Genomic DNA, 12,165 nt, shown 5'->3' on the forward strand with positions numbered 1-12,165 from the left:
AGCATGTTTAAGCAGTCTTCGCTATTTAAACGCTTCTTTCATTGTCCCAAATTTTAATTATGAACACAAGAGGGAGAGACGAATTGTATCTTCCAAAATTTCAGTATGGAATTCCGACTTGAAACAGAGTATAGGTCCCATTAAACTAGGCGACAGAGTCTGTTCAACAAGAGCACGCAAAGACAGGATTACAGACACCGCTAATGATATGATTACAACCAAGGAAGGTGATGCGGTTGGAATGGTTACTTCGGATCAAGAACGCACTGGATCTGATGGAAGAAAGAATGCAGCAGCCACTGGATATCGACGAAATTGCAAAGGCAGCCTATTCCTCTCCTTTTCATTTTCAACGTATGTTTCATATGCTAACCGGCGTCACGGTAGCCGAATATGTACGTAAACGTCGATTGACCTTGGCTGCACAGGAATTGAGTCTTTCTACCACCAAAGTCTTGGATGTAGCGTTCAAATACGGATATGATTCCCCCGAATCTTTTTCTAAAGCGTTCCGTAAGGTACACGGTATATCTCCCTCTGAGGCCAGAAGCCCTGGGGTGAACCTGAAAGCCTTTCCACGCATTACCTTCCATCTATCGTTGAAGGGAGACCAGGATATGGATTATAAAATTGTAGAGAAAGCGGCCTTTACGGTCATTGGCAAGTCCATCCAAGTCACAACGAAAGACGGTGAAAATTTCCGGCAAATCCCGAAATTCTGGGACGAGCTGAACGCTGATGGTACATCGGATCGGATTCAAGCCTTGGGAACAAGCGAGGATATCCTCGGTATTTGTTTGGATTTCAAGCATGGGGAAGAGAAATTCACGTACCTGATTGCCGCTGAGGGCAGCGAGGACGTAGCCGCTTCCAACGGATTGGATGCCAGAACGATTCCGGCTGCAACTTGGGCTGTGTTTACATCCATCGGCCCTATGCCTCATACGATTCAAAAGGTATGGCAAAGAATTTATCAGGAATGGTTCCCGGCCAGCAATTATGAGCATTCAGGCGGACCCGAGCTGGAGGTATATATGATGGGGGACTCGCGGGCTGAGGACTACCGCTGCGAAGTATGGATTCCGGTTATCAAAAAGTAAAACAATGAACCGATTGCCAATGGCAGTCGGTTTTTTGCTGTAGCTGACTCCATGCTCATTCCTCGTACTCCTTCACTTGTGCCCAATAGATCTCCGCATTTACCCACATCCTTCCCGTGAAAAAAACATAGAATAATCCAAACAAGTAAATAAAGGAGATTCTATGTCACGAAAAACAAAGATCCGTAAAAATGTTCCTCCTTATGTTCGTCTGGATCTGCGCTCCAGAAAAATGCTTGTCCAGTCTCTTCTTCGTACCATGGCCAAGAAAAAACAGATGGGCAAGATGCCTGCAAATCCATTGCTAGTACCTAAGGATCCCAAAACAGCCATTATGCCCAGTCATGCAAGTATCCTTCTTATGTCCGCATTATCCTACTCATCCCACTGGAAAATCGAACAGCTTACAGTTGATCACCTACGCGAATCAACAAGAGAAGTGATTCAACTGAAGCCGCCGTTACATGCGAGCGGAGTTCTGTCTCGTTGCAAGCCGGATCTGCTTCTTGTCCTGGGGAGTGATCTTCTCCTTGCCGAGGACTTGGATTTTATCCGCAGCCTTCCCTTTAAAAAGGCAATCTGGCTTGCAGACAGCACCGGATCCTCCGAAATCCTGCGTCAGACCGCCTTATCCTTTGATTGTGTGTTCACCCAGCAAAGCTCGCATATTCCCTTTTATCGCCACGGTGGCTGCAGGACTGTGCAATTCCTTCCCTTCCCCGCAGACCCTACAGAGTGGTATCCTCTAACGGTTCCAGAGGAATATCGTTCCGAGGTGGTCATCTTTGGCGATACCAGCCAAAAAACACCAGCGTTGATACCTGTCATCGACAGTTGGCGAGAAAACAAAAAAGTCATCGTCTGCGGAAAAGGCTGGGATTGCTTTGACGATTATCAGGTTCTTCCCGATGAGAGCCCGTGGCCTCTTTATCTGAATGGAGCAAACCTTGTGCTGCATTTATCGCCCTCCCTGAACCGCATCCTGGAGGCTGCCTCCTGCGGGGCATGCCAGATATCCGTGGATGATCCCTGCCTCTACCAATGGACAAATCCGGATGAAGACATTCTCTTGTTCCACACCCCCGAGGAACTGGGCGAAAAGCTGAACAGTTTGCGCTGCTATCCGGAACGGCGGAGAAGGCTGTCCACTCAGGCACTTGCTGGTAGCAGATTTCGCTATTCCTATCGCCAAGTAGTACTCGAACTGCTGCGGATTACCTTTGAAAACTATTAGCCGACAATCAAATCGTGCCTCAGGAGGGAAAGACAATATGAAAGTGATTGCATTTTACCTGCCCCAGTATCACCGTATTCCAGAAAATGACCGATGGTGGGGTGACGGCTTTACAGAATGGACTAATGTTCGCAGAGCTACCCCTCTGTATCCGGGACATAACCAGCCCCAAATTCCCTACCAGGAACGTTACTATGATCTGACCCAAAAGAAAAATCAGATTTGGCAGGCAGAACTGGCCAAATCCTATGGTATTTACGGATTCTGTTATTATCATTACTGGTTTAAAGGAAAACTCTTGTTGGAGACACCTCTTCAGCAAGTGCTGGCTTCGAACCATCCTGACCTGCCCTTCTGTCTGTCATGGGCTAACGAGCCTTGGACCCGCATATGGGACGGCGGTGAAAACGAAAAGAATATCCTTATGCCGCAAGAATATGGAGATGAGGAAGATTGGCGCGAGCATTTTCAATACCTACTGAAGATTTTTTCTGATAGTAGATACATTCTGATCAAAGACAAACCAGTGTTTCTCATCTACAGGCCGGAGAATATTCCCCGCTGCCGCGAAATGCTGGTGCTGTGGAACAAACTAGCCAGAGAAAACGGCCTTCCTGGTATTTATTTCGTACAGACTCTTGGGGGATTTCCTATTGAAAAGCAAGCCGGATTTGACGCCAGTGTGGAATTCGAGCCTCATTATACCTTTGCCCACGGGGGGGACTGGCGGATCTGGAATTACTTACAAGTCAAAGATCAGCAACATCTGACTTTTGATTATGATTATGTGTGGTCCCTGATCCTTAATCGCTCCCACCGAAGAGAAGGCGAGCCTATATTTACCGGCGCCTTTGTAGATTGGGACAATACCCCTCGTCGTCAGATTGATGGAGTCAGTTGCATAGGTGCGGCTCCCCACAAATTTGAATGGTATCTGACCCGGCAACTGGAACGGACTGAGCGCTTGTACCAGAGCGAATTTCTGTTTATAAATGCGTGGAACGAATGGGGAGAAGGAGCATATCTGGAGCCGGATACCCGGCATGGCCACGCTTATCTCCAGGCAGTTCGGAATGCACTGGATGCTCGCAAGCGGGCTGAGCTTACAACGGCTGGATTCCAAGAACAGGAATCGAGCCTGAAGCATCAATGAACAGGATGTAGTTCACTCCATCTGTCCCTTTCAAAATAAGTCCCGATTGATTGACAGCTCCGGTTGCGAAATAGAGCACTTGGGATGAGCTGCTGCCTGACGGCAGCAGCGCCTGCTGGCTGATCGCCACGTTTTGGCTTGCCACAATCGTTCCCCCGACTAGTAAATTGTCTCCTGCCGTAATGGTTCCGTTGACCTGCAAGTGATTATGGATGGTTTCACTACCGTAGACTTGCAAATGATTCTGGATCGTTTCATTGCCGTTGACTTGCAAATCATTCTGGATCGTTTCATTGTGGTTAACCTGCAGATCCTGCCCAACAACGGCATTGCTAGTTACGTTTATATTATCGAACGTAGGCAATTCTTTCACCTCCCTTTTTCTTATACTTCTATCCTATGCTTGGTCACCAAGATCGCTCTAGTTTATCTCCCATTTTTACTAATTTATATATCATAGAACACCCGTTGATTATCCACTAAATGGAATAGCCTAGCTACAATTAGCCACGGTCCTGTGGGGCCGAGTATTTTTGTAGAGTACCTGGATGACACTTTTATTGAGTATGTTGAAATAACCCATCAGCCTGAGTGTTAACGCTTTTGGCAATGTAATCGCCTGTACATAACGATGGACGTAAAGCAATCATGGACATGGTATGCACCGCAATCAAAAATCGGCTGCTAATTTGTTTCATGGAATCACCAACGGCTTCACGTTAGCTTGCAGTCCAATCTACCTGAACAGCACCCTTTTCTGCAAAGAAACGTTGCGTCCGCTGATTGCCTGAACCCTAATCCAACACTTATGCGCATACCTGCTTGCTTCTCTAAAAGATTAAAAATCAAATTATGTAGTTACTCAGCACCCAGTCTGAGATTCTTATAAAAACCAACAATCTACTCATCCATACAGCTTGTTAAAACAGAACCAGCCTCACACTTTATTTCTTTATTCTCGTGTTCGACTGGTTTTTGATTGATGAGATTCCAACGTGCTTGAGCAGCTCTATACTAATGTTTTTTAATCCGACGCTTGTTCTTCAAAATGGTACGGATCATAGTTTGGTTGGGGAGTTGCGTGAACAGCATATGTCCGGGGTGCGGATTGGCCTCGATAATCCAGATCTGACCGCTCTTCTCAATAGCCAAATCAATGCCCAACTCACGAACCGAATGGTTTTGCTCTATCGTGTTGGCAATAATTTTAGAGAGTTCCACGATCTGGTCCAGAGTCTGTCTCATTTTCTCTCTGTCATTTTTAAAAACTCTTAATAACACTTTGGATATCGGTGCCGCATGCCCTCCTTTTCGATAATTGGTCACAACCTTCGAGGGTGCTGCCACACGCCCGGTTATTCCTGAAATGATCCATTCTGATTCCGGCTTCTGCATATACACTCTGGCATCAAAAATCGAGCCTTTGTACTTCGCCAACCGGAGTCCTTGTTGTACCAAATAACGACGATGAGGTCTCCGGTGGGTCCTGATGACTCTTCTCACCGCGTGGGATCTGACAATTCTTCGACTGGAGCCGCAGCGAATCTCATACCTCCTCCCCAGCTTTTTCGCCCGTATGATGCCGTTTCCCCCACTTTCGTTATTAGGCTTGATGAAGACGGTGCGATAGGTATCCAACATACGTAAGGTCCTTGCATTAGTAATCCAGTGGGTTTCAGGCAAATGGTTGCGCAAAATGGGATGATGTCGCATTTCTTTGTATTGAATCATCTTTCCAATGGGCACGAATATCCCTCTATTCTGTTGGGTTTTTGCACGCATTACATGAATATGCATCCATATTCTATGTTGGTAACGGCTAATGTCACAGTTTGCTATAAAAGAGGCTAAACCCCTTCTACCTATAAAGGTCATTCGAATAATATATTAGACCAATAGACACTCTGGATATATGATGTATAAAAATAATATGAGGAGGGACTTTAATATGTCTATTTATGATTTTCAAGCAACCTCAATTAACGGGAAGCCGATTAAACTGTCAGACTACAGCGGAAAAATTCTCCTCATCGTAAACACAGCCAGCAAATGTAGCTTTTCCCGTCAATTCGCTGATCTACAGAAGCTCTATGAAAGTCGACGGGAACAGGGTTTTGAAATTCTCGCGTTTCCTTGTAACCAATTCAATGAAAAAGAGCCGGGTAGCAATTCGGAAGTTCAGGGAGTCTGCCAAATTAACCATGGAGTAACATTCACGCTATTTGAGAAAACGGATGTAAGAGGTCCATCTCCTCATCCTTTATTCCAATATCTTACACAACAGGCACCGTTTCAAGGCTTCGATACCCAAACCAAGGACGGTCAATGGATGGAGGATTTCCTGCGGGATAAGTATCCGGAAATATACGCTGGCGACGGGATCAAGTGGAATTTCTCCAAGTTTTTGATTGATCGCGATGGTCATGTAAATGGAAGATTTGAATCAACGACGGAGCCCTTTGAAATAGATTCTGTCATCGAATCACTGTTGTAGGGTTTCAGTTTGCTCCTTTGAATTAGTTTAGAAGAAAAAGAGTATCAAATGACAAAAATAAATATTTGTCATTTGATACTCTTTTTGATATTCTAACTTTAAGGAGGTGACTCACACGGCGATTTGACCGTGTCTCTATGGAAAAATCCTCAGATATATTAACCAAAGAACAGATTCTCATCGCTACAGAAGACACACTTAGACGTTTTGGTGTAGCCAAAACCTCCGTGACCGATGTTGCCAAAGTATTGGGAGTCAGTCATGGCACCATTTATCGTCATTTTAAAAGCAAAGCTGAGCTTCTTGAAGGCGTGACCGAAAAATGGCTGAATGAAAAGATTGTCGCCCCGTTAATGGAGGTCTGTCAGGATTCATCTATGCTGGGAACCCCGCATTTACAACGATATATACAGACCTTCGTCGACCTCAAGCAGTATTATGCCCGCGATGACGAGGAAATGTTCGGAATGTATACCCGTGTCACCGAGCAAGCCACTGATTTAATCGACCAGCATATCGGTCACATTGTAGATCAGCTCGCTGACATCATTGTACGCGGGGGCATCACATCGGATCAGCCAGCCCAACTGGCGCGTACCCTTTTCTATGCCACAGCCCGTTTCCATCATCCCGCTCATGCTTACGAATGGAAGAATCCTGCAATTGATCAGGAGTTTTCAGAGGTATGGAAGCTTTTAGAAAAAGGAATCTCTTAAAAAATATATGGAAAGAAGGTTAAGCACGTATGAAGCATTTGGACGGAAAAACAGCGATTATTACCGGTTCCTCCAGAGGAATTGGACGTGCCATTGCCGAGCAGCTGGCTGATCTGGGCGCTAATGTAGTCATCAATTATGCCAGCAGTCCGGACAAAGCCCAAGAAGTCGTGAAGGGCATTATTCAAAAAGGCGGCAAAGCCATAGCTCTTCACGCTGATTTGGGCAAGATGAGTGATATTGAAGCATTATTTACAAATACGATTACTGAATTTGGAAAAGTGGATATTCTGGTTAACAACGCAGGGCTGATGATCACCAAGCCGCTTGTAGACGTGACAGAGGCCGATTTTGACAAACAATTTGCACTGAATGTAAAAGGCACCTTCTTTGCTTGCCAGCAAGCGATGAAGCATATGGAGAACTACGGAAGAATCGTGAACATTTCCACATCCGTGATTGGACAAATGTTTCCTTCGTATAGCGTATACGCGGGTACCAAAGGCGCCGTAGAGCAATTTACCCGCCAGCTTGCGAAGGAGTTCGGAAGCAAGCAAATTACGATCAACGCCGTGGCTCCCGGTCCCGTGAACACTGAGCTTTTTCAAGCAGGAAAAACCGAGCAGCAGATCGAGGGCATGAAAAAAATGAATGCTATGGGTCGTCTCGGTGAACCCGAGGATATCGCGGATGTGATTGAGTTCCTGGTCAGCGCCAAATCACAGTGGGTTACCGGACAGACAATCCGCGTCAACGGCGGGTTCATCTAAAAACCGAAATACATGAAATGGAGGCTGTTCACGTTCATGATATTACACAAAGGGGAGACCCTATTTCGACAAGGAGAATCCGGCCCTCTGTATCTGTTAAAGAGTGGCTTGTTAAAAATCATCCGAGTCCATGAGGACGGCTCACAAATTTTAGTCAACGTTATTGTGCCCGATGAAATTATCCCGCATCACTCCCTGATCAGCCCCAATCCTTATTATGGTACAGCGGTGGCGCTGGTAACCTCTGAGGTTGAGGTTCTGTCGCAAAAAGAATGGTATCAGGCGCTGGAGCAGGACCCGGCTCAATGTCGGGCTATCGCTTTGCAGCTACAGGACAAGTTGCGCATGATGCAGCAACGAATTGACCAGCTCACCGAGGTGTCACCTGCCGAGAAGCTTCGGAAGCTTCAACGCTGGTTCCACTCCTACATCGCACCCGCCACGTTAACGGACGTGCTGACGCAGGAGGAAATCGGCCAGTTCATCGGGCTGCGCCGGGAGACGATTAATCGGCTATTGCGTGCTTCAAGCGCTCCTTCTGCAAAAGATGATGACGATAATGCATCTCGATGAGCATAAACCACTCTCCAGCATTTAACGCGCCGAATCCGGGATGAGAGACGGTAAACGGCCCTGTTGATTTCCCAACGACCGGTTCAATCTCTCTCATTTTACGGATCACAACGTTTAATCCTTCCACAATTTCTTCTTTGCTAGTCGGTTGTGGAGGAGTATACTGCGGAGATGGTGGGACTTGGATACGTATGGGCGGATAGCCTCCCAGATTAAAAGCTGCCGTGCCCGCCTCCGTTTTAGCCCCCGTCTCCCCATTAGACTGTAGACAATGATCTATGTTCTTAAGATGCATATAAAGAGCAGAGTTCACCAAATGAAGGTACATTTGTCCAAGCGACCATTGATCCTCCTGCGGTGTGTACTGCAATTGCTCCAAGCTAAAGCTGTCCAATTCAAGAAGATAATGTTGTACTGTTTCTTCAAAACGCTGCAATGTTTCGGTTGTTGTATTCATATACTATTAAGCCCCTCTCCTTTAGTTAGCTTTACTATACAAAAATGCTACTGACAGCATTATGTCAGTAGCATTTCAACATTTTTTCGACTTCCACACGTACCCGATCCCGTAGTGATTCAGGCTCCAGCACGACCATATCTGCACCCCACCCTAGTATCCATTGCAGTAGTTCCTCCGGCTGTCTGACACGGAAGAGTACATGCAATCCATCTGTACGCTCCTCCATACTCTCCATGTAAAAATTGTTCGCTTCCTTCACTTTATCAGCAATCTCAGGACGGGCTAGTATGCGAACGTATATATGTCGATCATCTGCTTGCTTGTAATCCTGCAATTTAAAATCGGTGGGGAGCTGAAACCTGTCCTCCAGCACGGTCAGCTCGTCCATACGGGACAAGCGGAAGTGGCGGAGCTGCTGCCGTAATTCGCATTGACCCAGCAAAACCCATGAACCATGAAGCAGTACAAGACCATAGGGGGCGACCACACGCACGCTTTGACGATTTCCATCGGCATCTGGCATTCTTTTGGAGTAGCCGAACCGTACCTTCCGTTGTTCCAATATAGCGAGACGCAGCGTTTCCAAATAGGTTTTCTCTCTACGATCTACCTCTTTCCCCCCTGCGAATAGCCTGATGGTTGTACGCACCCGCGAAACCTCCCTGCGAATGCTCTCCGGTAAAATAGCTTCTATCTTCCTGCGGGAAGCTTGCGCCTTGGTGCCGTATTCTGTATCAAATTTCTGCTCGACAAAATCCGTACCGATTAGCAACGCTACGGCCTCTTCCACGGTAAAGCTCACTGGAGGCAGGAAGTAGCCCTCCATTAAGGAATATCCTATGCCCGGTGCTCCTACAATCGGTACACCCGATTCGCTTAGAGCCTGGATATCCCGATAGATGGTTCTCACACTTGTTTCGAATATGCCCGCCAAATCCTCGGCTCGTAAAATATCCTTACGCTGCAACTCTAATAAGATAGCAAGCAGACGGTCTGTTTTGTTCATACCACGTCACCCTCTCTGGAAGGATCTAAATACAGTAATACAAAAGAGCAATAAGGGCAGTACAATCACTGCGACTTATTGCTCTTTATGTTCACACGGGAGTTGCTTCATTACTTGAAAAACACTTTTTCGACGTTATATTTAGCCTTCTGTGCATTGATGATGTAGGTTTCATAGATTTCTCGCTCTACCGCATCTTCGACAATACAAACCTCAATAATCGCCACTTCGTTGCGATTCGCCTTGATCGGCGATACAGTGTCTTCAAAATGCTTTTTGATTCTTTGTCTCAGCTTTCTTGCTTTACCAACGAACAACAATTCCTCCTGTGCGTTGTAGAACATAAAAATACCGCTCTTATCCCTGGGAATCAGGTGGAAATCTGTAAATCCGTAAATATGGCTCAGTTCAGGGTTAACCTGTTTGGTAATCGTGATGTCCGGGGTTGGAATCGTTATGTTTATCACTATGTCACTTCCTCATTCTATATAGGTGTAAATACTATCACAAATCCCGACGTAACACCATTCAAGATAGTCAGATAGTGTCCCCGGGGACAGGCTTCATCGTTTTACCCGCCATTCTTTCCAGTACCCAGACAAGAACCCCCACTGCAAGGCTGGCAATGACCGCCAAGATCGCGGATCCTCCAGCATGTAGCAGCAACACGGGAATCCAAACCAATCCGAGCAAACGATGCACAGTCCGCATCCACTTGTTACGCACTTTGTTAATAAAAAAGCCATACCCGGCGATCGCCAGCAGAATGGCAAAGCCCGCAAGCCCGGTGTAGGTTTGGTTATCTTGAAGCTTGGTAATCAAAAAATACACACCGTGAACAGCAATCAGGATCAAGGTCGCCCAACCCAGTAGCTTATGCAGGGAATGTAACAACTTCCCGGCTTTTCTGACCAATATCGATGGCGATCTTAGCTTCTTCTTAAACCAGAACCAAGAGAAAGCGGCCGCGCCAAGGAATACGGAGATCGTACCCAACGTCTTGAATATTTCCCCGTTGCCCCCGCTTCCTTCTCCACCGGGACGTCCTCCTACATTCCCTGTAGGCAGGTTACTTACGCCGCCTTCTGGCGGTCGCGGGCCAGGCCCGCCGCCGGAAACCGAAGACATGTAGTAATAGTAGATTACGAACACAGTTGCTACCGTAACTGCAATTATTGCTGGAATCCAAACGGTCTTTTTCTTTTTCATTCGTTATGTGTCCTCCCTAGGAAAATTGCCTTGAGTGTACCTGGTCAAGCTGAAAACAAGATTAAAGCAAGCTGAAAGTTAGTGGCTCTGCAATTTTATTGAAGTAAAGACTTGAAATAAAACCCATTTTAACCGATATATTAAGGGTAATTATGTAATTGTTTCAACAATCTTGTTAAGAGGAGTGTTTACAATGTCTAGTCTTTTTAATCGCAAGGGCAGGATCAGCTTGTTGCTGGTAGCTGTCGTTGCACTCGTTATTCAAGGCTCTATAGGAGGAAGCCCGCATGTGGCCCAGGCGGCCGACAACGTGATTAATGCCCAGGATTTTGGCGTTAAACCCAACTCGAATTCCTCACAATCCAAGGAAATCCAAAATGCGTTGAGGTATTTTTATGATCGCGGTACAGAAGGAACTGTGTACTTCCCGGCAGGTACATATCTGGTTGACGATTCGATCCGTTTATATGCCGGGGTGAGTCTGAACGGTGACGGAATGGGCAAAACAATTTTCAAAAAAACAGGGACCAAAAGCCAATACGTTATTGCGAATCCTATCCTGCGGAACAATTCTGAGCGATTAAATGTGAAATTATCTAATCTTACGATTGACGCAGACCGTACGAATCGTGAAGCCCGTGGTGAAAGTCAGGTAGGCGGTATGATTATAGATGTAGCCGTCTCGCACCTTACGCTGGATCGTGTGGAGATTCGTGACACAACCATTGGAGCGCTACTTCGGAGAACTAGAGATTCCGAGATTACCAACAGCCGCTTTGACCGGAATAATGGTCATGCGATTGCCACCGGACATGAAAGCTTCCCGGCAGGCGAGTTCCGTAACGTCAAAATCACGAATAACCAAATTACCAATTCGGGTGGAGGGAGTGGAATCAACCTTTCACGCGCAACCTACACGACAGTCACCGGAAACCAAATTATTAACAAAACCCATCAATCTGACGGCTACGCAGGCATTCGCATCCCTAATAATGGTGCCAACAATACCGTCAACAATAATGTAATTGAAAATTATCCTCGGGGAATCTTTGTACTTACTGGAGCGACAGGTAACAACGTAAACGGGAATACGGTAAAAAATGCATCCCTGCAAGGTCTGCTGGTCCAATCGGATGGCAATACATTTACAGACAATAAGTTCTTTCAGACCAACTCTTCACTCAACCCGGAAGCAATCATTCGCCTTTCCAGTGCAAACAACAATAAGGTGAACGGTAACGAGATGACTACGCACTCTGGCTTCTCCAACATAGGAATACGTGTCACTGATTCCAGCTCCAATGAAATTAAAGATAACATCACAGATACTTCAGGCAAATCAGTCAGTATTGAGGGTGGGAGCAATAATGTGAATAAGGGCAACCGCAATCGGTAGCAGAATTATGTACTATGCTAGTTCCTCTGTTTCCGTTACAATATGTCAGTGTGA

At 46.2% G+C, this 12,165-nt stretch carries 14 protein-coding genes; 8 read left to right on the top strand and 6 right to left on the bottom strand.

Annotated elements, in window-relative coordinates:
* The first annotated feature begins 230 nt into the window (after positions 1-230).
* From NST83_RS24680 to NST83_RS24690, 3 genes are all read left to right on the top strand, one after another.
* Positions 231-1,100, top strand: coding sequence for a GyrI-like domain-containing protein (locus NST83_RS24680; RefSeq protein WP_342416020.1), 870 nt, complete (start codon positions 231-233; stop codon positions 1,098-1,100).
* Positions 1,101-1,263: 163 nt separating this feature from the next.
* Entirely contained in the window at positions 1,264-2,334 is a 1,071-nt protein-coding gene (locus tag NST83_RS24685; RefSeq protein ID WP_342416021.1) for a glycosyltransferase, read from the top strand.
* Positions 2,335-2,371: 37 nt separating this feature from the next.
* A complete protein-coding gene (locus NST83_RS24690; protein WP_342416022.1) occupies positions 2,372-3,487 on the top strand; it encodes a glycoside hydrolase family 99-like domain-containing protein in 1,116 nt (371 codons plus the stop codon).
* Here NST83_RS24690 and NST83_RS24695 read toward each other — a convergent pair.
* Together NST83_RS24695 and NST83_RS24700 are read right to left on the bottom strand one after the other, a co-directional pair.
* A complete protein-coding gene (locus NST83_RS24695; RefSeq protein ID WP_342416023.1) occupies positions 3,438-3,860 on the bottom strand; it encodes a hypothetical protein in 423 nt (140 codons plus the stop codon). The two genes, NST83_RS24690 and NST83_RS24695, sit on opposite strands and share 50 nt — an antisense overlap.
* Before the next feature lie 641 nt (positions 3,861-4,501).
* Positions 4,502-5,233 carry a YheC/YheD family protein gene (locus NST83_RS24700; protein ID WP_252361585.1) on the bottom strand — a complete coding sequence of 244 codons (732 nt, stop codon included), beginning with the start codon at positions 5,231-5,233 and terminating at the stop codon, positions 4,502-4,504.
* A gap of 202 nt (positions 5,234-5,435) precedes the next feature.
* Between NST83_RS24700 and NST83_RS24705 the strand changes: the two genes are divergently transcribed.
* The 4 genes from NST83_RS24705 (at position 5,436) to NST83_RS24720 (ending at position 8,040) form a co-directional block, all read left to right on the top strand.
* Positions 5,436-5,981: a glutathione peroxidase gene (locus NST83_RS24705; RefSeq protein WP_342416024.1), complete on the top strand. Its 546-nt coding sequence runs from the start codon at positions 5,436-5,438 to the stop codon at positions 5,979-5,981.
* 137 nt (positions 5,982-6,118) lie between these two features.
* The gene (locus NST83_RS24710) at positions 6,119-6,697 is read left to right on the top strand and encodes a TetR family transcriptional regulator (protein ID WP_342416025.1); all 579 of its coding nucleotides are present in this window, start codon (positions 6,119-6,121) and stop codon (positions 6,695-6,697) included.
* Positions 6,698-6,726: 29 nt separating this feature from the next.
* A complete protein-coding gene (locus NST83_RS24715) occupies positions 6,727-7,467 on the top strand; it encodes an SDR family oxidoreductase (protein ID WP_342416026.1) in 741 nt (246 codons plus the stop codon).
* Between the two features lie 36 nt (positions 7,468-7,503).
* A complete protein-coding gene (locus NST83_RS24720; RefSeq protein ID WP_342416027.1) occupies positions 7,504-8,040 on the top strand; it encodes a Crp/Fnr family transcriptional regulator in 537 nt (178 codons plus the stop codon).
* On the opposite strand, the gene NST83_RS24725 is transcribed toward NST83_RS24720, so the two are convergent.
* From NST83_RS24725 to NST83_RS24740, 4 genes are all read right to left on the bottom strand, one after another.
* Entirely contained in the window at positions 7,973-8,497 is a 525-nt protein-coding gene (locus NST83_RS24725) for a DinB family protein (protein ID WP_342416028.1), read from the bottom strand. The genes NST83_RS24720 and NST83_RS24725 overlap by 68 nt on opposite strands.
* 64 nt (positions 8,498-8,561) lie before the next feature.
* Complete coding sequence (locus tag NST83_RS24730) at positions 8,562-9,506, bottom strand: YafY family protein (RefSeq protein ID WP_342416029.1); 945 nt, start codon at positions 9,504-9,506, stop codon at positions 8,562-8,564.
* Between the two features lie 110 nt (positions 9,507-9,616).
* Positions 9,617-9,973 (bottom strand): nucleotide excision repair endonuclease, encoded by a 357-nt coding sequence (locus NST83_RS24735; protein ID WP_342416030.1) that lies wholly within the window; start codon positions 9,971-9,973, stop codon positions 9,617-9,619.
* Positions 9,974-10,043: 70 nt separating this feature from the next.
* Positions 10,044-10,715 (bottom strand): hypothetical protein, encoded by a 672-nt coding sequence (locus tag NST83_RS24740; RefSeq protein WP_342416031.1) that lies wholly within the window; start codon positions 10,713-10,715, stop codon positions 10,044-10,046.
* A gap of 193 nt (positions 10,716-10,908) precedes the next feature.
* On the opposite strand from NST83_RS24740, the gene NST83_RS24745 reads away from it, so the two are divergent.
* Entirely contained in the window at positions 10,909-12,111 is a 1,203-nt protein-coding gene (locus NST83_RS24745; protein WP_342416032.1) for a glycosyl hydrolase family 28-related protein, read from the top strand.
* The last annotated feature ends 54 nt before the right edge of the window (positions 12,112-12,165 follow it).

This window comes from Paenibacillus sp. FSL R10-2782, assembly GCF_038592985.1.
Classification (GTDB): domain Bacteria; phylum Bacillota; class Bacilli; order Paenibacillales; family Paenibacillaceae; genus Paenibacillus; species Paenibacillus terrae_C.